Below are 21517 nucleotides of genomic sequence, written 5' to 3'. Positions count from 1 at the left end.
CGCCGGAAACTCTCGGGCGGGCAGGCACTATCCCCGGTGAAGTTCCGCTCCCGCCGCTGCGTGCTGCGAACGCAGCTCGCGGGGGCTCACTCCGTACGCCGCCTTGAAAACGCGGCTGAAGTGGGCCGGGCTGGCGAACCCCCACCGGTGGGCGATGGCTTCGATCGTCATGAACTGATGCACCGGCGAGACCAGTTCCCTCCTGCATTCTTCGAGGCGCTGCGTCCTGATCCATTCACCGAGGGTGATTCCCGCCCGGGACAGGGTCAGGTAGAGCCAGCGTACGGAGACGTCGTGCTCGGCGGCGATGCGCTCGGCGGTCAGGTCGGGGTCCGCCAGATGGAGGCGGACGTACTCCTGGACACGCTCGAGCAGTGTGTTGTTCAAGGGCGCCCTGGCCAGGTCGTCCCGGTCCATGACCACGGTGACCACGGCCCTGATCAGGTCGACCGAGGGCTCCGTGAACAGGGCGGTCTCGGCTTCGCCGGCCGCGGCCTGACGGGCCAGCCGGGTGAAGAACGCCGCGGTCGCGCCCACGACCGGGCGCTCCGAACTGAGCGGTACGGCTGTGATCCGGTCGAGCAGGGACGGCCGCAGCCCAAGGACCTGCCTGGGAACGCGCACGAGAACCGCATGTACGGAGCCGCGGAAGAAGACCTCGTAGGGCTTCGCATTGTCGAGCACCGTGAGATCCCCGGCCTTTATCAGTCCTTGCCTGCCCCCCTGCTCGAACTGGGTCACCCCCGATTCCTGGATGGAGACGAGAATCTGCGGCACCATGTCCTCGTCCACCGGGGCACCAGTGCGCCGAAGGCGGGCCACGTTCCAGCCGATCTGCGAGATCTTCACCGACCCCAGCGCGCTGGTGGTCACGTGGGCCCGCTGGCGATTCGGGTTCTGCGGAAGCTCCACCTCTATGCGGCCGTTGACGGACCACGAGAATTCACGGATCGCATCCGCGCGATCACCGGGAGCGAGCGACGCGGCGTCGAGTAGATATGCCATGCGAGCGCCCTCCTGAACCGGTCGCGGAGCCTGCGTAGCGGGGCAGACTTCCACGGTACTGCGCCCAGTGGCCCATTTCGCAGATTTTGCTGCATTATGCACCTTTATTTCCGCTCTCGCCCTTGCGGTGCGCCGGCGGGCCGCCGGGGGTTCAGGGCAAGAGGGGGTGGGACGCCCGAGCAAGCCTTCCGGCAACCCCTGATCAGGAGACCCGGCGCGGGGGGAGCCCTGAACGAAATCTCCAGACTTCCGGGTCCCATGGTTCTGCGAGCCACTCGATCAGTCGGCCAACCCCTGCTTCGAACGCAGAACCCAGTGATGTGTGGTGGTCAATGGCGAGATTGCGCTGATTGATGAAATGAGCGTTGTGGTTCTCGGCGCACCAGCAGGCCACGCTCAGAGCGGCGCAGACGTTCAGGTTGCCCTCGACGGTCCATTCGATGTCGAGTGCGAGCTCCAGCCAGTCGGCCTCCTTGTCGTACAGGGAGATCTCCGTGAGCAGGATCTCGGGTACGCCGCGGCGGACGTCTTCCCCGGGACAGGTGATGTGCTGGGGAAACCATTCCCACTTCGGCTCGTTCCCCGATGGCCGTTCGCCATCGAGGGCTGCGGCCGCATGTCGCATGCGCAGGTGTTCCGCCGCCTCGGCGTGAGGGAACAAGGTGGGCAGGGGCACGCTGCTGAAGGGCCCGCTCTGCATGGTCATGCACACAGTCTGAAGAAGCACAGCTGTTTGTGCGGAGGAACTTCTTGATCCCAGACGTCGACGGTTTCGAACCGTCGACAGGCGACCGCGGCAAGTCGTCATTGGCCGCGGCTGACCGCCCAATGCGGCACGCCGACAAAGCCAGTGGCCGCCGGCGGCGTGCCAAGGCATGTCAGAGCTCGACACTAGGCTCCCGCACATGATCCCCCGTTCGGACGATGGCCCCGTACCGCTCAAGCAGGAGTTTCTCGCTGACTTGAGCGTCGAGGGGGAGGAGAACGACGACGCGCTGATCGAGAAGCTGCGCGCCCGGGCGTGCGATCCGGGTCGTCGATTCGATACGGCTGACCTTCCGGTGAGTTGGATAGCGGTGCGCTACGGCAGTGCGCACGTGGAGCAGCTCCAGGACGTCTTCAGGTCGTACAGCAGTGATGGGACGGTCCAGCTCAAGTCCGACGTCGCGGAGGTGACCGGCTACTACGCGGACGCTCCCCGCGGCCCGCTGTTTCCGCCGATATCCGTTGCGGACGTCGAGGAGGCAGAGCGCAGAATCGGGCGCCGCCTTCCCGGACTGCTACGGCGCGTCTACACCGAGGTGGCCGACGGAGGTTTCGGCCCCGACTCCGGCCTGGCCTCACTGACCGACGGCAACAGGGCCCCAGGACACCTGACGGACTGGCCGAGCGCGGTCGGTGTCCGTGAGCGCAACCGTACGCGTGGAGTGCCCGCATCGTGGCTGCACCTCGCCTACGGCGGCTGCACGATGGAGTGGCACCTCTCACTTGCCGCGGTCGGCAACCCCGTGCTGCTCTACGACAACGACGGCTGGGTACCCCACTGGGACGAGGATGCGCACGACGGCCTGAGGCACGCGACCGCCTCACTGCGGAGATGGCTGTGGACCTGGGCGGACGGCGGGGACGTCTGGGACGAGGCACTCAACCGCTGCAGCCCCGCGTGCCAGGGGCGCGAAGACGAGCGCCGCGGGTCCGATGATCACTGAAACGCATCTTACGTACGGAGGAGTCCCTGTGACCGAAGGCGGAATCCAATGGATTTCAGAGGCCTTTGACACCTACTGCCTGACCTTTGCGCGAGGGTTGGGAATTGCCGAACTGGTCCGCAGGATGGGGGGCGATCCCGGCACGATCCGCGAAGGACTCACCGCCGACGAGGCGATGGAATGGTCGTACGGGAAGGGACTGGTGGCCCGGCTGGGCACGTGCGGTGGGTGGGCGTTCGCGCTGGAGCACTGGAGCGACGAGGGTATGGAGCGAAGAACCCTCCGCGATGTCGCTCGGGGGACCGAGGCGGTCGTGTACCTCAACAGTGGTGGGCCGCCCCGTTGGTTCCTCTATGCCGAGGACGGGCGCATCATCGGCGACTTCGAACCGGGTGTCGAAGCCGACCAACTCGGCGGGGACGATCCGGGTCGACTGGTGCCGGCCATGCAGGAGGTGGGACTGCTGCTGCCCGACGGGAGTGCCGTACCCGATGTGAACGCGGAAATCAAGATCCTCGAGATGGGCGAACGCCACTTCGGCTTGACATTGCCGCGCGAGGTCGTGGAGCACGGCCCTCTCGCCGCCGTCAGCTTCGCCCCCTTCTAGCGTCGGCCGGCACGCGGCGCCGTGTACGCCCGGCCGACGGCTGCGGGCAGATCGCGGAAGGCGAGAACGACTGGGATGCCCAGTTCGGCGGTGCAGCGCGACGGCGACGCACCTTCATCCTCCGTGGCGGGCCCCAGGATGCGGCACGCACTCGCGCGACTATCGGCCCCGGGCGTTGTCGAGTTCGGCCGCCAGCACGGCCACTTCAAGCAAGTGGCTGAAGTACTGGGTCGCGTACTCGTCGTCAGCGATGGACGGGAGGATCCTCCTCAGGACCGTGATGCGATGATGAAGATCATCCCGGCGTCGGTCGTCCAGGTGGCGCTCCAATGCCACGGAGACGCAACCTGCGACCATGGTGTCCATCAACGCCGTGCACTCGCCCTCGGGCTCACGACCGATGAACCCCGCGGGGAACCGCAATCTTCTGAAGTCGTCCCACAGCCGTGACAGCTGATCTTGCTGTGTTCCCGTCATGCCCGTGATGACGTCTGACGTCGCGTGCGACGTCAGACAGTCACGAAGCAGTGGCGGTGGAGAAGCACAGGCGCAGACGGTCCCTTGTCCAATCGCAGGTGAACTCGATGCCGGATGCCCGGCCGATACGGATGGCTATGTTCGCGGCGGCACCAGCCGTGAGCCGACCGGTCGGGTCGTAGGCCGGGCGCTTGCCTTGAGCCGGGCTCTTGTTGACCCATGCGTACCCGTCGGTCCGCACGAACAGCGGTCCCGCGGTCCGGCCCGCCGCCCGCAGACTGCACAGCAGTTCCTGTACGGCTGCCACCACGCAGTTCGTGGGGTCGGCGCGGTTCGGCGACAGGGACATCAGGTCGTCTCGCGCCCCGTCCTGTCGGCGGATCTTCACTGCCAGGCCTGAGCTTGCGGGGATCAGGTCGGCGACATCGAGTGCGACCAGTTCGGACACCGTCGCGTCGCAGGCGTAACCAAGCAGGAGCAGGGCGGCCCCACGCCGGCCGGGGGCGCCGGTGCGGTCGATGGACAATGCAGCACGCAGGGCAGCCGCCGCGAAGTCGGGCTCGGTCACGACATCTCCTGACGGATCACATGAACACCGCTCGCCATGGCGGTCACCGCATGGCTGACGTCATCATGTCCGCTGCGGTAGTGGCCGACCACCGCATTACGAGCGAGCCGGGGCAGCCTGCGGCGCGACCTGTGGATTCCCCGCTCGACGGGGCACGCCGAGGGCACCGCCGTGGGATCAACGGGGTCCGGAGAGAACCTTGACCGCAAAGGGGCGATAGTCGTCGTCACTGTTCTCGGCGACGTATCCGAGCGCTTGCAGCATGGACAGGATCGCCGGAGCCATTCGTTCGTGAACGTTTCCCGCAGCTCTGATCACGGAAATGTTCGGACTCCCGGTTTGATAAGCCTCTCGGCTCGCACGGCGGAGCGCAGGATGTACCGCCCAGCTGAGCCAGATCCCTCCTGCGGCATCGTCGAAGGCGTCCACTTCGATTTCCAGCCCGCCGGCCGCCGTCTCCCAATCCGGCGCCTCATGGTTGTACAGAGCGAGCCCGAACTGGCCCAGATCCTCCCCTACCGCCTTGGCGAGTTCCCGAAGGCGGGCGGCCTCGCTTGGGCTGAGAGGCCGCAGCCCCCACTCGTTCTCTTCGTTCACGGGGGGCACCGTACAACGGTACTCAGAGCATCGCTTCGTGATCGTCCGGGGCAGTCGTCAAGCATCACCCGACGCCGGGCGGGACGGGCTTGGCCGACCAGGCACGTGCGTCGGGCCTGGGACCGGTGGTCGACCGTGGCTGACCGCTCGATGTGGCACGGCTGTGGCAGGCCGCCCTCCTGTCAGACCCATCCGTCATGCTCTGGATCGTGGATGAGAACGCCTTCTGGCAGTTGATCGAGGACTGCAAGCCGGGGACGCCGGACCCGGACGCCGAGCAACTCGTGGCAGCTCTGACGTCACGCCTGGTCGAGGGTCCTTTGGCGACAGTCAAACAGTTCGCAGAACAGTTGTCGTGGGCGCTGTACCGGCTGGATCGCAGGGAGTATGGGCACAACGTGTCGGGCGACGCCTTCCTGTACACCCGGGCCGCCGTCGTTGCTGCCGGCCGAGGCACGTACGACCGCGTCCTTCGGGATCCGGCAGCGTTCGAGCCCTTCGCCACTGGCAACGTCTGGGCCGAAAGCTTGCTATACGTTCCAGATCGGGCGTACGAGCACCTCACCGGCGAGGAGTGGGGTCGCCGGACGCGCTACTCCTATGAGTCCTACTCCAACACCAAGGGCTGGGCCCGTTCATAGAACCCGGCTCTGCTGCGCAAACCCACGGGGGCCGGCCAGCCGTGCAGTTGGACGCCAGCCGCCGTCACCTGCCTGTAAGTTCGGGCCGGGCTTCGTTTGCCCTGTAGGGAGGTGCCAACACGGGCGGCCTATGGCTGGTCTCTTCCTGCCTGCTTCTGTGGCCATCCCCCCCCGCGTTGAAGTCATCCGGTGATGTCAGCCACGACCGGGTGGGCGCCTAGATGGGGTTGAACCGGTCCGCCATTCATGTGTCACTGGGCTGCAAGTCTGCAGCCCCTTCAGAGCGACGAGTGCGCATCGTCGACTCGCATTCGGCAGACGGCCAGTCCCGTAGTCACTTACTCGGCGACGACCACTCGGCTGATGGGGGCGCAGACCGCCGTGTGCCGAACTGCCTCTACGATGCAGGTCATGGGGACATCCGAATCCGCGCCACTCATACGCGCCTGTTGGCTCTCCTGGCTCGCAGTTGAGACCGCCGATCAGGCAGCGGTGGTGAAGGCCCTCGGCCTGACGGAGGTACGGGAGACCGCCTGGACCGATGGGGTGGAACTCATCGACGAGGTGGCACATGACGAGGAGAAGCTGTTCCCCACAGTCATCATCACCCCGTCTGTGCAGGGGTGGACGCTGGTGTTCGGACGGTACTTTGGCCTACCCCACCTGTCACAGACGGCGCACGTCACCGACCTGTGCCGAAAATTGAGCGCGCACTTCGGCAAAGCCCAACTCTTCTTCCACAGTGAGCAAAACGACGGAGAAGCGTGGTTGATCGCTGAACACGGACGGATCCTCAGGCGCTGGATCAGCGAGTACCCGGAGCTCGCCCTGGGGGAACCGTTCGGCATCGAGCGACGACTCCTCGACGCCTACGGCATCACGGGCAAGCCCGAGGATCTTGACCCCGACAGTGATCTGGCCGGCGAATGGGCGGCGGCTTGGGGGGAGTGCTGGGCGACGACGGTGGCAGAGGAATCGAGCATCGACCCCACCGCCGCCGCAGCCGATACGAGTTCCCACAGCAAGATGTTGGTGGCAGCCGCTCCCCCCTTCGAGTAGTTCCCCCCCCGCCTGCCACCGAAGCGGGGTGCCGTCGATACCCGCTTTGGGAGCGAGGTGGGGCGGTCTGCGGCGTGACCTGCGTAGCACCTGACCTGTAGCAACGCTGGTATCGGTTGTCATCGTCCGTCAACGCTGACCTGCCTCGGACGGCCCGGAGACGGCCCCCGTCAGGATCACTGGACGATTTTGGATCGGATTTCACGACGTGCCCCAACGCTATGAGGTCGAGACCGACCACGATGAGCGTCTTGTATCCAAGCCCGGCGAGTGCCACGAGTAGGGCACCGGCTCCCCAAAGTCTCGGCTGCCGGACCTGGCGTTGGAACCATCGGCCCGGCATGCGCCCGACCAGCAAGCCGTGTATGCCGAGCGCGACCAAAGCCATCCACAGCCCGGACACCAGGCATAGCCCGAGCAAGAAAATCACGGCCCCCCGGGGCAGCCCGACAGACGCATGTGCATTCGCGCGGTATCCCGCCTGCCCGCACAATATCGCGCGCCCGGCGGAGCAATGAGGTAGAGAAACCTGTGACAGCTGGCAGCAGTGACGGAAACTGTTCTAACTACTAGGAGGTCTGCTCCACATGTGGCTCTTGATCGGCATTGTCGTTCTCTTTGCTGGGATCGGGTTGATATGCGGTGCCCTGGTCTTCGACTTCAAGGACTGGCGGACTCGCTGGACCGATAGCGGCGAGCCAGACGATCGCCTTCGCGACAGCCGTCGGCTGGGCATCCTCGGCTTTGGTTGGGTAGGGACGTTGGGCTCGCTGTACGTGGTGGTGGGCTTCGGGATCAACCTGCTCCTCGGGCGCTACTGACATCGGCTCGTCGGAATGGACTTCCGCGATGTGGTTGATGGGCCCGGTGTGGCGACAATAGCCCGTTACGTGAGAGTTCCGTCGGTTGTCGGATCGTCTTCGTCGGTGACGCGGAACTCGTAGCTCAGTGAGTAGCGGTCGCCGGGGACGATGATGTCGGCGATCTCGACGGGGCGTTCGTCGGTGCTGAATGTGCGCTGGATGCAGAAAACGTGGACGCCGGACTCGATGCTCAGGGCCTCGACTTCGGCGGCGCGGGGCGGTCTGACCGTGACGTCCTCGGACACGCGGGTGACGTGGACGTCGATCATGTCCAGGCGCGTGATGACGCCGGTATTGGCGAAGCGTCCTTGCTCGGGGTGCTCGACCTCGGTCCCGCCGGTGACGTCGAGCGACTCGTAGATGAGCAGGAGCTCCCGGCCTTGAGGGCGACCGCCGTGACCGGGGACACGATGCTGCTCGCCCTCGGGGAGCTTGGGTCGTTGAAGTAGTCGATGCGAGCAATGCGTCCAGCGTCGCACACACGCCCTGCCTCGTTCAGTTCGTGGTGAAGGGGGCGTATCCGGTCGGAACTTCACTGACGTGCAGGTCAGAGAAGAGCAAGGTGAGGCGGTGCGCGTTCGTCTCGATGCAGACTTCATGAAAGCCGAGTCCAGTGGCGCGGGACCAACGGCGAGCCGCTTCTGACTCAGGGAGAATCGACGCACCCGGGTACAAGCAGTGCCACTTGACGCCCCAGACGTAGCCATCGAGGTCGGCACCCGTCACGTGGTCGATGAGGCGGTCGTCCAGGGAGGCGCGCCAAGTCTCGGGCGGCACAGATGACTCGCACCGGGCTTCGACGCAGTACCTGAAGAGGTACCTCCGATGGGCCGGCTCGATGCCGGTTCGTGGATCCGTAGTCATGTAGACGATGACTTCGCAGTCGCGCATGTAGTCGGTGTATCCGTGGTGCACGACAGCGTGATCGAAGGTCTCATCCAGCAGTCGTTCCAGTTCAGCGACGTCCATGCCGCCGTTTTACCTCACGTGATCAGCTCTCCGCAGTGAGGTTTCCGCCGGTGGTGGCCGGTACTGCGGTTCCAGGGTTCTCCCGTCCAGGACCTCGATGCCGACGATGACCGTTCCGGTCGGGTGGAGTCGAACCGGATCACTACTTCGTCGTCCTCCTGCAGTTGGCACGCGTGGGCGTGTGTCGACACCTGACCCCAGACCTGTGAGGGTGACGCCGGATCTCTGGACTTCCTCTACTTCCGTCCGGGGGACGGCACTTGCGACGGTGTCCGGCGCACCGCCCTTGAGCAGGGGGAAGGGGCGTCGGCGACTGCTGTCATCTGTCGTCGTTGGATACCGTCGAACGGCCCAGAGGCGGCCCCGAAATGGTGCGATCCCTGTAGTTCCTCCTGTTGGTTCGCCCGTCAGGCGGGCACGTGTCGGGTAGGTGCTGTGCTGCTGGAGCTAGGCTTCCCGTTCAGCTTTTCTGTCGGGCGAGAACATCAGTCTGGAGATTGTGTCGTGAGTATCTTTGTGCCGTCGGCTCTTGACGGAGCTTCGGTCGAGCTGCACGCGCAGGTGGGAGACGCCCAGCGGTCGACCCAGCGAACCAGGCACTCGGTCGATGGATTCGAGGAGAGGATCGCCAACCTAGTGATCGCGCGATACAGCGGAGATCCGGACTTCTACCTGTTCTACTGCTCTGCCGACTGGGAAGTCCTGACAGACACGTGTCACGCTACGAAGCCGGAAGCCGTAGAGCAGGCCAACTTCGAGTTCGATAACGTGCAGTTTTGCGCGCGCTAGCGAACTCTGAGGCAGGCTGAATGACACGGACCCTCGGCATGTGACCTTCGTGACCCCTGTGCGACTCCTTCACCCCCATCGTCCCCGGCTTCGATCCCGTGTTGGAGCAGCAGCGGGAGGTCGCCGCAGCTCTCGACGCACGCATGCGTGCAAAGCGCGCAAGGGCACCTGGTGTCGATCTGGTGCGCGACGCCTAGAGAGGTCTGCAACGAAGAAGCCCCGGGCCGCCGGCTTGGGGCTTTCTGGTGGAGCGGGTGACGAGAATCGAACTCGCGATCTGAGCTTGGAAATCACCGGCCGTTGGTGCCCACGCGTACTCGTGACTTAGGTAGATGATCCGCTGCTGCCCGCGTCAGAGGGTCCTGCGCGGCCCGGCGTTGACCGTGGTTCGCCGCTCGATCTGGCACGCATCTGGCACGACATCGGTCAGACGAGACGCCAAGACGAGCATCATGGAGTCCAGTAACCGGCGGGCCTCTCTTCGTGTCCACCGGCGCGCTTGATGACTACTTGCTGGCCCCGGACGACGTGGCTGCTGTGGAAGGTCGTGTGTGATGATGCTGATCGCGCATACGGCATATTCACGGGCGGGTGCTCATGTGGTGGTGGGAACAGAAGATCGTTCCGGACGTGGACCGGCTGCAGTGGGCATGGGTGCCGCTTGAGAGCGTGGGACCCCTGCGGTTCGGGGCAAGTCAAGATGATGTGATCGAGGCTCTCGGCAGTGTTGCCTCAACCGGATGGGACCAAGACCATCGGTGGGCGCACTTCGACGACCTGGGCATCCGCACCTACTACGAAAAGCATGAGGACGGAGGCCTGATGGCTGTCATCGCCGATGCTCTTGACGGGCCTCAGGTCCACTATGACGGGACCACTTTCACCGGGCGGGCTCCCTCTGAGCTGAACCTGTGGATCGAGAAGGTCGCACACACTGAGCCGGTCCACACCAGCGTCTACGGGGAACCCAGCTTCCCCTCTCTAGGTCTGGTCCTGCGCTCCACGGGAAACGGCGACCGTACGTTCAGCCGACCGGTCTTCACCAGCCGGGCGTGGGTCCAATGCGCACATCCGGAAGAGCTTCTTCCACCTCTCTGGGCTTGACCAGCACCACCACCCCTTGCGCGATGCCCCTTCTGGTGCCTTCCTGCCCCGTGGCGGCAGATCGCGGGCCACGTGGACGACCAGATCCGGCGGGTGAAGGGGACCGACGCCGATCCATCTGGCACGTAGGTGGCACGACGGCCCTCACCCTCGGCAAAAGATCAAGGCCCAGGCATCCGGACTCACACCGGACGACCTGGGCCTTTGCCATGTGCTAGGGCTGGTGGGCGTGGACGGTTTCGAACCGCCGACATCTGCCTTGTAAGGGCAGCGCTCTACCGCTGAGCTACACGCCCGCTGGACACAGGAAAGCACAGCCTACCCTGCCATACCCCCTGCCCAGCAATCGCACGCGCGCGGTCAGGCGTAGGTCACGCGGAGTTCCTTCACGCCGTTCAGCCAGGGGGAGCGGAGGCGGCGGGGGGTGCCGGCGAGGCGGATGGCGGGGGCGGTGTCGGCGAGGGCGGCGAAGATCAGGTCGATCTCGAGGCGGGCGAGGCCGGCGCCGAGGCAGAAGTGGGGGCCTCCGCCGCCGAAGCCGAGGTGGGGGTTGGGGTCGCGGGTGATGTCGAACGTCCCCGGGTCGGTGAAGACCTCCGGGTCGTGGTTGGCGGAGGCGTAGAACAGGCCCACGCGGTCGCCGGCGGCGATCCTGGTGCCGCCGAGTTCCGTGTCCCGGGTCGCCGTGCGCTGGAAGGACGTGACCGGGGTCGCCCAGCGGACGATCTCGTCGGCGGCGGTACGGGGCCGCTCCGCCCGGAAGAGCTTCCACTGCTCCGGGTGGGTGAGGTAGGCGTGCATCCCGTGGGTGATGGCGTTGCGCGTGGTCTCGCTGCCCGCGACCGCCAGCAGCAGGACGAAGAAGCCGAACTCGTCCCCGTTGAGACTGCCCTCGTCCTCGGCGGCGACGAGCGTGCTGACGATGTCCCGCGCGGGGCGGGCCTTGCGTTCCGCGGCCATCCCCATGGCGTACGAGATGAGCTCGACGGACGCCTGGGCGGCGGTCTCCTCCGTGACCGCGAGTTCGGGGTCGTCGTAGCCGGTCATCCTGTTGGACCACGCGAAGATCCCGGCCCGGTCCTCCTGGGGCACGCCGATGAGTTCGGCGATGGCCTGCAGGGGCAGTTCGCTCGCGATGTCGGTGACGAAGTCGCCGCCGCCCCGCGCGGCGGCCTCGGCGACGATGCGGCCGGCGCGCTCGCGCAGGGCGTCCTCCAGGGCGCGGACGGCGCGCGGGGTGAAGCCGCGCTGCACGATCCGGCGCAGCCGGGTGTGCTCGGGCGGGTCCATGTTGAGCAGGATCAGCCGCTGGGCGTCGATGCGGTCGCGCGGCATGCGCTCGTGGAAGCGGATGATCGCGGTGTTGGCCCGGGAGGAGAAGGTCTCGGGGCTGGTGGACACCGTCCGGACGTCGGCGTGCCGGGTGACGGCCCAGTAGCCGTCGTCGCCGAAGCCGGCGAGGCCGTGCGACTGCGGGATCCAGGCGACGGGGGCGGTCTCCCTGAGGGCGGCGAACTCCGGGAGCGGGACGCGCTCGTGGTTGAGGCCGGGGTCGGTGGGGTCGAAGCCGTCGGGGAGGGCGGGGCAGGCAAGGCGGGTGCGGCCGGTGGCGGCGGTCATCGGAGGCTGCCTCCCGGCAGGTGGGGGAGACCTGAGAACTGACGGTACGTCAGTTACATCGGGAGACGGTAGTTGTCGTCCCGCCGCGAGGCAAGGACCGTCCGCGCGTCCTCGTGCACACCTCTTGCGCCGCTCTACCGGCGGTAAGCAGACTGCCTGGCGAATGAAATAGAACGCGTACTAGCCGCCGCCGTGAAAGGGCGAGGTACATGGCCGCTGAACCCGTCATCGTCGAAGCCGTACGCACTCCCATCGGCAGCCGCGGCGGCGCGCTCGCCGGCCTGCACCCCGCGCACCTGCTCGGCCAGACGTACCGGGAACTGCTCGCCCGCACCGGCGTCCAGCCCGACGCCGTCGAGCAGATCGTCGGCGGTACGGCCACGCAGGCCGGCGAGCAGTCGGCGAACCCCGCGCGGACCGCGTGGCTGGCCGCCGGCCTGCCGTACGAGACCGCCGCGACGACCGTCGACTGCCAGTGCGGCTCCTCGCAGCAGGCCAACCACATGGTCGCCAACATGATCGCGGCCGGGGTGATCGACATCGGCATCGGCTGCGGAGTGGAGGCCATGTCGCGGGTGCCGCCGGGCAGCGAATCCCGGCACGGACCCGGCAGGCCCTTCCCCGACGAGTGGAACGTGGACCTGCCCCACCAGTTCGAGGCCGCCGAGCGCATCGCCCGGCGCCGCGGGCTGACCCGGGAGTACGCGGACGGGCTCGGGCTGCTCTCGCAGGAGCGGGCGGCGCGCGCCTGGGCCGAGGAGCGTTTCAAGCGGGAGACCTTCGCGGTGCAGGTGCCCACCTCCGAGGAGGAGCGGCTCGCCGGGCAGGGCCTCGCGCGGCCGGTCGAGCGGGACGAGGGCCCGCGGGACATCGGCACGGAGGAGGCCCCCGGACTGCGTCAGGTCATGCCGGCGGCCGTGCACACCGCCGGGACCTGCGCGCAGGTCGCCGACGGCGCCGCGGCGGTGATGTGGGCGTCCAAGCGGACGGCGCGGGCGCTGCGGCTGCGCCCGCGGGCCCGCATCGTGGCCCAGGCGCTGGTCGGCGCCGATCCCCGCTTCCACCTCGACGGGCCGATCGACGCGACGCGGGCCGTGCTCGGCAGGGCGGGCATGACGCTGGACGACATCGACCTGGTCGAGATCAACGAGGCGTTCGCCTCCGTGGTGCTGTCCTGGGCGCGGGTCTTCGGCCAGGACCTGGAGAAGGTCAATGTCAACGGCGGGGCCATCGCGCTGGGTCATCCGGTGGGTGCGACCGGCGCCCGCCTGATCGTCACCGCCCTGCACGAACTGGAGCGCAGTGACCAGGAGTTCGCCCTGATCGCGATGAGCGCGGGCGGTGCGCAGGCGACCGCCACGATCATCCAGCGGATCTGAGTAGAGCCCCGGACCCGGCGCTCAGATACGGGTCTTGCGCCCCGTGAGGAGGACGCCGAGGCAGAGGACGGCGACCAGCCCCGTCCCCGCCAGCCACCAGACGGAGCCCGAACCGGAGGACTCGGCCTGCTGCTGCGGCGGGGGCACGAGCGCGCCGAGCCGGGTGACCGGGTCCCGGGTCGGGTTGTCGGTCGCGTACGCGGCCAGGGCCAGTTGGGCCAGGGCAGCGGGGTTGTCCTGCGACCATCCCGCGGAGTGGCTCGCCAGCCAGTTGTAGACGCCGCGGGCGGCGTCGAGATGGCCGCCGGCCGCGAGGGCGACCACCGCGTCGGCGGTGGTCCCGTAGTCCGGCATCTGCGGACCGGAGCTGAAGTAGCCGCCGCCCTGGTCGAGTTGCCGGACCAGCCAGGCGGCGCCGGCGTCGGCGGCGCTGCCCTCGCAGCCCGTGCGCGGCGGCATGTCCTGGGCGGGGGCCTCCACGACGAATCCGGCGCCCTCGGCCGCGCGCACCGCGTCCGCGGTGGCCTTGGCGTTCGCCGCCGGTCCGCCGGTGCCGCCGTCGCGCAGGCGGACGAAGGCGCCGCCGTCCGCGTGCCCGCAGGGCAGTTGCAGGGCGCGCAGCGCGTCGTACGGGTTCATGCCGTCGGTGGTCACGGACTTCACGTCGGTCCCGGCGGCCTTGAGGGCGCCGATCGCGACGCCGGTGGAGCCCGCGTCGGTGGTGCCCCCGGGGTTGTAGGACCAGCCGCCGTCCCGGTTCTGCACCTTGGCGAGCCAGTCGGCGCCCCGCTTGGCGGCGAAGTCGTCGCCGTAGGCGGCGAGGGCCTGCACGGCTATGCCGGTGGCGTTGGTGTCCTCCGCCGCGGTGTCGCACGGCACGGTCGGGTCCGCGCGGTACGAGGCGAAGCCGCCGTCGGCGCACTGCTGTCCGGCCAGCCAGTCCACCGCGCCCTCGGCCGGCTCGGTGTCCGCCGCGTGGAGCGCGAGCAGCGCGTACGACTGGCGCCACACGCCGTCGTACGTGGGGTCCGCCGCGCCGTACAGCGCGGCGGGGTGCGTCGAGGGAGCGGGCGAGGCGGCGATCGCGAGGGTGCTGAAGGCGGCCAGGGCCGCCGCCGCGGTGCGGCGCAGAAGCATCGGCGGGTGCCTTTCGGTCGAGCGGTCGAGCGCGGTGGGGGGAAGCGCGGGACACGGCACCGGAGGGTTGTTCGGCCACACTTTAACCAGGCGCGGATACCCGGTTGTGGCCACCCCGTGCGGCGATGCTCACACGGCCCTCACAATGCCCTTACCGGAACGGCTCATACCGCCGCGTAAACGACCGGGCCCCGTCCACCGGCGGGCCGTCAGGACTGGAACGGGTATCAGTTCCGGAGTGCGCCGGTTTCCGCCGGTGTGTCAGCGGTGCCTTCGCGCGCGCACCGCGCTCAGCCGGCCGCCGCCTCCGCGGGGGCGGTCAGGTCGATCAGCCGGCACACGGTCTCCAGGTCGGTCCTGACCTGGGCGATCGAGGCGCGGCCCGAGAGCCAGGTGACGAGCGCCGAGTGCCAGGTGTGCTCGATGACCCGGATGGCGGACAGCAACTCCGCGCCCGGCGGCCCCTCCAGCCGCATCGCGTCGAGGATGATCTCCGTCGTCAGCCGTGACACCGCGTCCACCTCGGGGCTGACCGAGCGGTCGGCGAAGGTCAGGGCGCGCACCATCGCGTCCGCGAGGTACGGATCCCGCTGCATCGCGCGGAACGCCCGCATCAGCGTCTCCGCCACCCGGTCCGCCGGCCCGGCGGCCGCGGGCGGGCGCTTGCGCAGCGCCTCGTGGAGGCGTTCCAGCTGGTCCTGCATCGTGGCGACGAGCAGGTGGATCTTCGACGGGAAGTAGCGGTACAGCGTCCCCAGGGCGACGTCCGACCGCTCGGCGACCTCGCGCATCTGCACGGCGTCGAAGCCGCCCCGGCCGGCGAGCGCCGCGCTGGCGCGCAGGATGCGGCGGCGGCGGGCTTCCTGACGCTCGGTCAGCGGCACCGCGGACGGCTGGGGAGCTGCGGTCATCTGGCCCAATCCGGTGTGCGGCGCGGGGATTCACCCCAGATTACCGCGCGCTCCCCATCCGTGGCGGGCTGTCCCGCCCCCGCCGGACCCGGCCGGAAGCCCCGTCAGCAGCCCCCGCCGCCCCCGTGCCGGGGCGGGCTCGCGCACAGTGGCGCGAATCACCTGTCCCGGCAAAGGGCACCCGCGCCGGGGCAGGTATCTTCAAGCTCTCGGGCAACTCCCGAGTAACCGAATCTGGAACTTGTTCTAGCAAGGGGCGGGCGGCTACGCTCCGGCCGAAGCGCAGCGATAAGGGGGCCGTGAGTGACCGCAGAGGCCAGGCCGCTCCGGATCGCGCTGCTCACCTACAAGGGGAACCCGTTCTGCGGGGGCCAGGGCGTCTACGTCCGCCATCTGTCCCGCGAACTCGCCCGGCTGGGCCACAGCGTCGAGGTGATCGGCGCCCAGCCCTACCCCGTCCTGGACGCCGTGGACGACCCCGATGGCTCAGTGACCCTCACCGAACTTCCGAGCCTGGACCTCTACCGCCAGCCGGACCCCTTCCGCACGCCGGGGCGCGGCGAGTACCGCGACTGGGTCGACGCCCTCGAGGTCGCCACGATGTGGACCGGCGGCTTCCCCGAACCGCTCACCTTCAGCCTGCGGGCCCGCCGCCATCTGGCCGCCCGGCGCGGTGCCTTCGACGTCGTCCACGACAACCAGACGCTCGGCTACGGCCTGCTCGGCGGCCCCGGCGCGCTCGGCGCACCGCTGGTGACGACCATCCACCACCCGATCACCGTCGACCGGCAACTGGAACTCGACGCCGCGCAGGGCTGGAAGCGCCGCGCCTCGGTGCGCCGCTGGTACGGCTTCACGCGGATGCAGAGGCGGGTCTCGCGCCGGCTGCCGTCGGTGCTCACCGTCTCCGGCACCTCCCGCCGGGAGATCGTCGACCACCTCGGGGTGCGCGAGGACCGGGTGCACGTGGTGCACATCGGCGCCGACACCCGGCTGTTCTCGCCCGACCCGTCGGTGCCCGAGGTGCCCGGCAGGATCGTCACCACCTCCAGCGCCGACGTTCCGCTCAAGGGCCTGATCCACCTCGTGGAGGCGCTCGCCGAGGTCCGCCCCGAGCAGCCCGACGCGCACCTCGTCGTGGTCGGCAAGCGCGCCGACGACGGCCCGGTCGCCGCCGCCATCGCACGCCTCGGACTGTCCGGCGCCGTGCGGTTCGTGAAGGGCATCAGCGACGCGGAACTCGTCGACCTGGTCCGCAGCGCCCAGGTCGCCTGCGTGCCGTCGCTGTACGAGGGCTTCGCGCTGCCGGCCGCCGAGGCCATGGCGACCGGCACACCGCTGGTCGCCACCACCGGCGGCGCCATCCCCGAGGTGGCAGGACCCGACGGGGAGACCTGCCTGGCCGTGCCGCCCGGCGACCCCGGCGCGCTGGCCGCGGCGCTCGGCCGGCTGCTGGCCGACTCCGGGCTGCGCCGCCGCCTCGGCCGCGCCGGCCGGGAGCGCGTCCTGGCCCGCTTCACCTGGGAACGGGCCGCCATCGGCACCGCCGAGCACTACCGCGCGGTGATCGAGGCCGCCGGCGGCCCGGGGCCCGGCGCCGCACGCACTCCCGCCACGCAGGCGGCGCGGATCTGATGCCGCGCCGCACACGACCGCCGCAAGAGAGAGGCGACGCTCCGTGCTGACCGTCGATTTTTCCCGGTTCCCCCTCGCCGCGGGGGACCGCGTCCTGGACCTCGGGTGCGGCGCGGGCCGCCACGCCTTCGAGTGCTACCGGCGCGGCGCGGACGTGGTCGCCCTGGACCGCAACGGCGAGGAGATCCGCGAGGTCGCCAAGTGGTTCGCCGCCATGAAGGAGGCCGGTGAGGCCCCGGCGGGCGCGACCGCCACCGCCATGGAGGGCGACGCGCTCAACCTGCCCTTCCCCGACGACAGTTTCGACCGGGTCATCATCTCCGAGGTCATGGAGCACATCCCGGACGACAAGGGCGTGCTCGCCGAGATGGTGCGGGTCCTCAAGCCGGGCGGCCTGCTCGCCGTGACGGTGCCGCGCTACGGTCCCGAGAAGGTCTGCTGGGCGCTGTCCGACGCCTACCACGAGGTCGAGGGCGGCCACATCCGCATCTACCGGGCCGACGAACTGCTCGGGAAGATCCGCGAGGCGGGCCTGCGCCCCTACGGCACTCACCACGCGCACGCGCTGCACTCCCCGTACTGGTGGATCAAGTGCGCGGTCGGCGTGGACAACGACAAGGCCCTGCCGGTGAAGCTGTACCACAAGCTGCTGGTGTGGGACATCATGAAGAAGCCGCTGGCCACCCGCCTCGCCGAGAACGCGCTCAACCCGCTGATCGGCAAGAGCTTCGTCGCGTACGCCACCAAGCCGCACGCGCCGAAGGCGGGCGTCGACGCGTGAGGCGGACCGAACACCTCGTCCTGCCCGGCGTGCTGACCTCGGAACAGGCGGCGGCCACCGTCGCCGGCATCCTCGCGGTGCAGCGGCCCGACGGCGCGCTGCCGTGGTTCGACGGCGGCCACCTCGACCCGTGGGACCACGTCGAGGCCGCCATGGCGCTGGACGCCGCCGGCGAGCACGACCGCGCCGACGCGGCCTACACCTGGCTCGCCCGCCGGCAGAACCAGGACGGCTCCTGGTATGCGGCGTACGGCTACGCCGACGGCGCCGAGGGCGAGCCCACCGACCGGCGCCGGGAGAGCAACTTCTGCGCCTACGTCGCGGTCGGCATCTGGCACCACTACCTGTCCACCGGGGACGACGCGTTCCTGGAGCGGATGTGGCCCGTGCTGTACGCGGCGGTCGAGTACGTGCTGGAGCTCCGGCTGCCGGGCGGCCCGATCGCCTGGAAGCGGGAGGAGGACGGGACCTACCCCCGCGAGGCGCTGCTGACCGGCTGCTCGTCGATGTACCAGGCGCTGCGCTGCGCGCTGGCCGTCGCCGAGCACCGCGAGGACCCGCAGCCCGACTGGGAGCTGGCCGCCGGCGCGCTCGGGCACGCCGTGCTGAACCACCCCGAGCGGTTCCTGGACAAGGACCGCTACTCGATGGACTGGTACTACCCGATCCTCGGCGGTGTGCTGCGCGGCGCGGCCGCCAAGGACCGCCTGGAGTCCCGATGGGACGACTTCGTCGTGCCCGGCCTCGGTGTGCGCTGCGTCGTCCCCAACCCGTGGGTGACCGGCGGCGAGAGCGCCGAACTCGCCCTCGCCCTGTGGGCGATGGGCGAGTCCGACCGTGCCGTGGAGATCCTCGCCGCGATCCAGCACCTGCGGGCCGAGGACGGCCTGTACTGGACCGGGTACGTCTTCGAAGGGGATGCGGAAACGGGCGGCGCCCCGGCCTTCTGGCCGGAGGAGCGGACCACCTGGACCGCGGGCGCCGTGCTGCTGGCCGTCGCCGCCCTGGGAGGGGACGAGGCGACGACGGCGGTCTTCGGGGGGGAACGGCTTCCGCTCGGGCTCGTTCCGGAGGCCGCGGGCTGCTGCTCCGGGGGCTGAGCGGGCCGGGCCTCAGGCCCGGTTGACGCGTCCCGCCACGGCGTGCCCGACGACGAGGTAGACCGCCGCCGGCAGACCGTAGTTCAGCAGGGTGCGCGCCCACGCGGAGTCGGGGGAGAAGATGTTGTGGGCCCAACCGCCGAGCCAGGTCGCCATGTCGTGGATCCACTCCACGAGATCGTTCCCCCGGTTGGCGTCGAGCATCCACAGCACGATCCACAGGATCAGGATGAATGCCGCCACATCCGCCACGACCATGATGACCGTGGCGGCGAGATTGCCGCGATATCGTCTGGACATAGCTGCCGTCTTGCCCCGATCGGGTGACTGAAACGTCATTCCCCGGCCAGGGCGTGACTCCCCGTATGGCCCCCTGCGCTGGCCGGTCCGCGCACCCCGGGTGAGGATGCGATCACGCACCGCATCCCCCACCGGAGAGTCCTTCATGCCCCTGCGCCGCGTCCTGACCGCCTTCCTGATGGCGGGTCTGCTCCTCCTCGTTCCCGCCTGTGGCGGCGACTCCGACACCACCGGCTCCGCCGGCACCGCGAGCCCGACCTCCACGGTGCAGAAGCAGAAGCTGGCCAAGACCCGCTTCGTCGCCAACGCCGGCCTCGCCGCCGGAGCCACCTACCAGTGGATCGTCAAGCCCTACCGGGCGGGCAAGTTCAAGAAGGGCGCCGACGGTCGCAAGACCGCACTGGTCAAGGCGGGACTGGCCGGTGCGTTCGCCTACAACAGGCTCAAGGCCGCCTCCAACAACGCCAAGGCCGACCCCACCCTGTCCAAGATGGTCGCGCCGCTCACCGCCGGCATCGAGTCGCTGAAGAACCTGCCGTCCAAGCTCCGCAAGGGCGAGGGCACGGACGACGTCGTCAGCTCCTTCCAGGACGCCATCACCAACGTGAAGTCCGCGGGCGAGCAGGGCGGGGCCAAGGTCACCGACCAGGTCCCGTCGCTGAGCCAGCTCGCGGCCGGCTGAGCCCGCGACCGGCCGACCCATGGGCGACAGGGCTGTGCCCCGGACCGTGCGGTCCGGGGCACAGCCCTGTCGCGGTGTGCGTCAGCCCTGCTGCGCGGGGTTCGCGGCGGGAGCGGGAGCCGTGTCGGCCGCGTCGTGCACGGCCGGCGCGGGCGGCGGCGCCATCATCTGCTGCGGGGCGGCGGGAACCCTGGTCCGGGCGGCCAGCCCGCGGAAGAAGTTGATCACCACCAGGACCGGCAGGATGAACGCCTTGAAGATGATGAAGTACTCACCGCCGTGGAAGATGAATCCGAGGTAGATGCCGTAGCCGGTGAAGGCGAGACCGGCGGCCACATTGAAGGCCCGCCAACCGCCGCTGACCCCGGCGGAGTTGACTGCGCCCATGATGATCATCGTGACGCCGCTGACGATCAGGAGTACGACGTACCAGGAGAAGAGCGGCTCGGCGCTGAAGTCGAGGTTCACTGGGATTCCCGTATGCAGATGTGGTGATCGTGTGATCGGGGACAGGCGCGAACCCTACCGGTCCCTACGAACATTCATACGTTTTATTTACCTGCGCTTGGGAAAGCACTTCGCCCCACCGGCGCGGCCGGTGGGGCGAAGGCGTGGAACGGGCCGGTACGGGTCAGCCGCGCTGGATCCCGCCGGTGTCCTGGAGGACGCCGCGGCGGCCGTCCTGGGTCTGGGCCACGAGGGCCTGGCCCTGCTGGTCCACCGCCAGGTACCAGGTGCCCGGGGTGAGTTCGGCGATCGGGGCGCCCGAGCCGTCCTCCGCGTACAGCGGGCGTGCCACCGGCACCGCGAACCAGAACGCCGCGAACTCCGCCGCGGGCTGCTGCTGCGGTTGCGGCTGCTGCGGCTGTCCCTGCTGCGGGTAGCCGTACTGCGGCGCACCGCCGCCGAAGGACTGGTCCGGGGCGGCCTGCTGCCCCGGGTAGCCGTAACCGGTCTGGCCCGTCTGCTGGGCGCCCGGGTAGGGCTGGCCCGGCTGCTGCCCGTACGCCTGCGGCTGCTGCGGGCGCGGCGCCGGCAGCAGACCCGCCTTGAGGGCCGGCAGGCCCTGCAGCGAGAGCAGGATCACCGCGGCCAGCGCGGCGGCGGCGATGAAGGACAGGTACGCGCCGGCACCCAGCTCCCACGCCTCCTGGCCGTTGAACAGCGACCACAGCGCGTCCCAGGCCGCGGCGACCGCGAGCACCGCGCCCCACTGCTCCAGGCCGATGCCCAGTACCTTGCGGCCCTCGGGCTGGAAGCGCGCGGCGACGAACAGACCCGCGGCGATCAGGCCGAGCAGATGCACCGACGGCAGCAGCGGGAACAGCTCGCTCTTCCACGCGCCGGCCCCGCACTCGTCGGAGCTGCATCCCTTGAGCGTGTAGAAGTTCAGGAACGAGGCGATCAGCAGCACAAGCGCCGCGCCGATCGCCGCGCCGTCTCCTCGGGTGAGGGAGCGGTTATTCACTAGGGGTCCTTCTCAGTCGTCTCGTCGTCGCTCTAGCCACGTGGTTCCCCATCGTATGGGGGGTGTTGCCGGCAGATGCGCCCGGTACGGCCCGGTGACAGGATCGGGACCCAACG

The 21517-nt window shown here is 69.1% G+C and carries 25 protein-coding genes and 1 tRNA gene; 12 read left to right on the top strand and 14 right to left on the bottom strand.

Translation table 11 applies throughout. From position 1 onward, the window contains the following. Positions 1-27: 27 nt before the first annotated feature. Together ACIP9H_RS32130 and ACIP9H_RS32125 are read right to left on the bottom strand one after the other, a co-directional pair. Positions 28-1005: a helix-turn-helix domain-containing protein gene (locus tag ACIP9H_RS32130; protein WP_401582424.1), complete on the bottom strand. Its 978-nt coding sequence runs from the start codon at positions 1003-1005 to the stop codon at positions 28-30. A 202-nt stretch (positions 1006-1207) separates the two neighbouring features. Next, on the bottom strand, positions 1208-1711 hold the full coding sequence (locus ACIP9H_RS32125) for a hypothetical protein (protein ID WP_401582423.1): 504 nt from the start codon (positions 1709-1711) through the stop codon (positions 1208-1210). A gap of 199 nt (positions 1712-1910) precedes the next feature. Between ACIP9H_RS32125 and ACIP9H_RS32120 the strand changes: the two genes are divergently transcribed. Together ACIP9H_RS32120 and ACIP9H_RS32115 are read left to right on the top strand one after the other, a co-directional pair. After that, positions 1911-2714, top strand: coding sequence for an SMI1/KNR4 family protein (locus ACIP9H_RS32120; RefSeq protein ID WP_401582421.1), 804 nt, complete (start codon positions 1911-1913; stop codon positions 2712-2714). A 28-nt stretch (positions 2715-2742) separates the two neighbouring features. Continuing rightward, positions 2743-3321 (top strand): DUF6461 domain-containing protein, encoded by a 579-nt coding sequence (locus ACIP9H_RS32115; protein ID WP_401582420.1) that lies wholly within the window; start codon positions 2743-2745, stop codon positions 3319-3321. 159 nt (positions 3322-3480) lie between these two features. On the opposite strand, the gene ACIP9H_RS32110 is transcribed toward ACIP9H_RS32115, so the two are convergent. The 3 genes from ACIP9H_RS32110 to ACIP9H_RS32100 form a co-directional block, all read right to left on the bottom strand. After that, entirely contained in the window at positions 3481-3798 is a 318-nt protein-coding gene (locus ACIP9H_RS32110; protein WP_401582418.1) for a hypothetical protein, read from the bottom strand. A gap of 40 nt (positions 3799-3838) precedes the next feature. Beyond that, positions 3839-4366: a hypothetical protein gene (locus ACIP9H_RS32105; protein ID WP_401962308.1), complete on the bottom strand. Its 528-nt coding sequence runs from the start codon at positions 4364-4366 to the stop codon at positions 3839-3841. Between the two features lie 177 nt (positions 4367-4543). After that, positions 4544-4963 carry a hypothetical protein gene (locus ACIP9H_RS32100; protein WP_401582415.1) on the bottom strand — a complete coding sequence of 140 codons (420 nt, stop codon included), beginning with the start codon at positions 4961-4963 and terminating at the stop codon, positions 4544-4546. A 197-nt stretch (positions 4964-5160) separates the two neighbouring features. Between ACIP9H_RS32100 and ACIP9H_RS32095 the strand changes: the two genes are divergently transcribed. From ACIP9H_RS32095 to ACIP9H_RS32085, 3 genes are all read left to right on the top strand, one after another. Beyond that, on the top strand, positions 5161-5604 hold the full coding sequence (locus ACIP9H_RS32095; protein ID WP_401582413.1) for a DUF4240 domain-containing protein: 444 nt from the start codon (positions 5161-5163) through the stop codon (positions 5602-5604). 411 nt (positions 5605-6015) lie between these two features. Then, positions 6016-6663 (top strand): hypothetical protein, encoded by a 648-nt coding sequence (locus ACIP9H_RS32090; RefSeq protein ID WP_401962305.1) that lies wholly within the window; start codon positions 6016-6018, stop codon positions 6661-6663. 587 nt (positions 6664-7250) lie between these two features. Further along, on the top strand, positions 7251-7484 hold the full coding sequence (locus tag ACIP9H_RS32085) for a hypothetical protein (protein WP_401593118.1): 234 nt from the start codon (positions 7251-7253) through the stop codon (positions 7482-7484). A gap of 65 nt (positions 7485-7549) precedes the next feature. Here ACIP9H_RS32085 and ACIP9H_RS32080 read toward each other — a convergent pair whose 3' ends face one another. Both ACIP9H_RS32080 and ACIP9H_RS32075 read right to left on the bottom strand, forming a co-directional pair. Further along, positions 7550-8005 carry a UTRA domain-containing protein gene (locus tag ACIP9H_RS32080; RefSeq protein WP_401593116.1) on the bottom strand — a complete coding sequence of 152 codons (456 nt, stop codon included), beginning with the start codon at positions 8003-8005 and terminating at the stop codon, positions 7550-7552. 16 nt (positions 8006-8021) lie between these two features. Continuing rightward, a complete protein-coding gene (locus ACIP9H_RS32075; RefSeq protein WP_401593114.1) occupies positions 8022-8495 on the bottom strand; it encodes a hypothetical protein in 474 nt (157 codons plus the stop codon). Between the two features lie 504 nt (positions 8496-8999). On the opposite strand from ACIP9H_RS32075, the gene ACIP9H_RS32070 reads away from it, so the two are divergent. Both ACIP9H_RS32070 and ACIP9H_RS32065 read left to right on the top strand, forming a co-directional pair. Continuing rightward, positions 9000-9284: a hypothetical protein gene (locus ACIP9H_RS32070; RefSeq protein WP_401593112.1), complete on the top strand. Its 285-nt coding sequence runs from the start codon at positions 9000-9002 to the stop codon at positions 9282-9284. Positions 9285-9914: 630 nt separating this feature from the next. After that, entirely contained in the window at positions 9915-10388 is a 474-nt protein-coding gene (locus ACIP9H_RS32065) for a hypothetical protein (RefSeq protein ID WP_401593110.1), read from the top strand. Between the two features lie 221 nt (positions 10389-10609). Here ACIP9H_RS32065 and ACIP9H_RS32060 read toward each other — a convergent pair. Beyond that, positions 10610-10684 (bottom strand) — tRNA-Val (locus tag ACIP9H_RS32060). A 64-nt stretch (positions 10685-10748) separates the two neighbouring features. Next, on the bottom strand, positions 10749-12008 hold the full coding sequence (locus tag ACIP9H_RS32055; protein ID WP_401962300.1) for a cytochrome P450: 1260 nt from the start codon (positions 12006-12008) through the stop codon (positions 10749-10751). A gap of 209 nt (positions 12009-12217) precedes the next feature. Between ACIP9H_RS32055 and ACIP9H_RS32050 the strand changes: the two genes are divergently transcribed. Then, positions 12218-13387 carry a steroid 3-ketoacyl-CoA thiolase gene (locus ACIP9H_RS32050; RefSeq protein ID WP_401593106.1) on the top strand — a complete coding sequence of 390 codons (1170 nt, stop codon included), beginning with the start codon at positions 12218-12220 and terminating at the stop codon, positions 13385-13387. Positions 13388-13408: 21 nt separating this feature from the next. On the opposite strand, the gene ACIP9H_RS32045 is transcribed toward ACIP9H_RS32050, so the two are convergent. Together ACIP9H_RS32045 and ACIP9H_RS32040 are read right to left on the bottom strand one after the other, a co-directional pair. Beyond that, positions 13409-14524 (bottom strand): prenyltransferase/squalene oxidase repeat-containing protein, encoded by a 1116-nt coding sequence (locus ACIP9H_RS32045; RefSeq protein ID WP_401593104.1) that lies wholly within the window; start codon positions 14522-14524, stop codon positions 13409-13411. Positions 14525-14814: 290 nt separating this feature from the next. Then, complete coding sequence (locus ACIP9H_RS32040) at positions 14815-15435, bottom strand: TetR family transcriptional regulator (RefSeq protein WP_401593102.1); 621 nt, start codon at positions 15433-15435, stop codon at positions 14815-14817. A gap of 303 nt (positions 15436-15738) precedes the next feature. On the opposite strand from ACIP9H_RS32040, the gene ACIP9H_RS32035 reads away from it, so the two are divergent. The 3 genes from ACIP9H_RS32035 to ACIP9H_RS32025 are packed head-to-tail and all read left to right on the top strand — an operon-like array spanning position 15739 to position 18951. Then, positions 15739-17070, top strand: a complete 1332-nt coding sequence (locus ACIP9H_RS32035) for a glycosyltransferase family 4 protein (RefSeq protein WP_401962295.1) — start codon at positions 15739-15741, stop codon at positions 17068-17070. Between the two features lie 43 nt (positions 17071-17113). Then, positions 17114-17851: a class I SAM-dependent methyltransferase gene (locus ACIP9H_RS32030; protein ID WP_360913459.1), complete on the top strand. Its 738-nt coding sequence runs from the start codon at positions 17114-17116 to the stop codon at positions 17849-17851. After that, positions 17848-18951, top strand: a complete 1104-nt coding sequence (locus ACIP9H_RS32025; protein ID WP_401962293.1) for a prenyltransferase — start codon at positions 17848-17850, stop codon at positions 18949-18951. Before ACIP9H_RS32030 ends, ACIP9H_RS32025 begins: the two co-directional genes overlap by 4 nt. 12 nt (positions 18952-18963) lie before the next feature. Here ACIP9H_RS32025 and ACIP9H_RS32020 read toward each other — a convergent pair whose 3' ends face one another. Then, entirely contained in the window at positions 18964-19251 is a 288-nt protein-coding gene (locus ACIP9H_RS32020; RefSeq protein WP_360913463.1) for a hypothetical protein, read from the bottom strand. Positions 19252-19396: 145 nt separating this feature from the next. Between ACIP9H_RS32020 and ACIP9H_RS32015 the strand changes: the two genes are divergently transcribed. Then, positions 19397-19933: a hypothetical protein gene (locus ACIP9H_RS32015; RefSeq protein ID WP_401593096.1), complete on the top strand. Its 537-nt coding sequence runs from the start codon at positions 19397-19399 to the stop codon at positions 19931-19933. A gap of 81 nt (positions 19934-20014) precedes the next feature. On the opposite strand, the gene ACIP9H_RS32010 is transcribed toward ACIP9H_RS32015, so the two are convergent. Together ACIP9H_RS32010 and ACIP9H_RS32005 are read right to left on the bottom strand one after the other, a co-directional pair. Further along, positions 20015-20401, bottom strand: a complete 387-nt coding sequence (locus ACIP9H_RS32010; RefSeq protein WP_401593094.1) for a hypothetical protein — start codon at positions 20399-20401, stop codon at positions 20015-20017. 163 nt (positions 20402-20564) lie between these two features. Continuing rightward, positions 20565-21401 carry a hypothetical protein gene (locus ACIP9H_RS32005; RefSeq protein WP_401593092.1) on the bottom strand — a complete coding sequence of 279 codons (837 nt, stop codon included), beginning with the start codon at positions 21399-21401 and terminating at the stop codon, positions 20565-20567. Positions 21402-21517 lie beyond the last annotated feature (116 nt).

This window comes from Streptomyces sp. NPDC088732, assembly GCF_044751205.1.
In the GTDB taxonomy this organism is placed as follows: Bacteria; Actinomycetota; Actinomycetes; order Streptomycetales; family Streptomycetaceae; genus Actinacidiphila.
This window is presented reverse-complemented; position numbering and strand designations above follow the sequence as displayed.

Bases quoted from the DNA above. Each gene is read 5' to 3' on its own strand.
- ACIP9H_RS32130 (WP_401582424.1), bottom strand. From the start codon at position 1,005: ATGGCATATCTACTCGACGCCGCGTCGCTCGCTCCCGGTGATCGCGCG.
- ACIP9H_RS32045 (WP_401593104.1), bottom strand. From the start codon at position 14,524: ATGCTTCTGCGCCGCACCGCGGCGGCGGCCCTGGCCGCCTTCAGCACC.
- ACIP9H_RS32020 (WP_360913463.1), bottom strand. From the start codon at position 19,251: ATGTCCAGACGATATCGCGGCAATCTCGCCGCCACGGTCATCATGGTC.
- ACIP9H_RS32050 (WP_401593106.1), top strand. From the start codon at position 12,218: ATGGCCGCTGAACCCGTCATCGTCGAAGCCGTACGCACTCCCATCGGC.
- ACIP9H_RS32055 (WP_401962300.1), bottom strand. From the start codon at position 12,008: ATGACCGCCGCCACCGGCCGCACCCGCCTTGCCTGCCCCGCCCTCCCC.
- ACIP9H_RS32125 (WP_401582423.1), bottom strand. From the start codon at position 1,711: ATGACCATGCAGAGCGGGCCCTTCAGCAGCGTGCCCCTGCCCACCTTG.
- ACIP9H_RS32095 (WP_401582413.1), top strand. From the start codon at position 5,161: ATGCTCTGGATCGTGGATGAGAACGCCTTCTGGCAGTTGATCGAGGAC.
- ACIP9H_RS32015 (WP_401593096.1), top strand. From the start codon at position 19,397: ATGCCCCTGCGCCGCGTCCTGACCGCCTTCCTGATGGCGGGTCTGCTC.
- ACIP9H_RS32110 (WP_401582418.1), bottom strand. From the start codon at position 3,798: ATGACGGGAACACAGCAAGATCAGCTGTCACGGCTGTGGGACGACTTC.
- ACIP9H_RS32040 (WP_401593102.1), bottom strand. From the start codon at position 15,435: ATGACCGCAGCTCCCCAGCCGTCCGCGGTGCCGCTGACCGAGCGTCAG.
- ACIP9H_RS32085 (WP_401593118.1), top strand. From the start codon at position 7,251: ATGTGGCTCTTGATCGGCATTGTCGTTCTCTTTGCTGGGATCGGGTTG.
- ACIP9H_RS32090 (WP_401962305.1), top strand. From the start codon at position 6,016: ATGGGGACATCCGAATCCGCGCCACTCATACGCGCCTGTTGGCTCTCC.
- ACIP9H_RS32075 (WP_401593114.1), bottom strand. From the start codon at position 8,495: ATGGACGTCGCTGAACTGGAACGACTGCTGGATGAGACCTTCGATCAC.
- ACIP9H_RS32120 (WP_401582421.1), top strand. From the start codon at position 1,911: ATGATCCCCCGTTCGGACGATGGCCCCGTACCGCTCAAGCAGGAGTTT.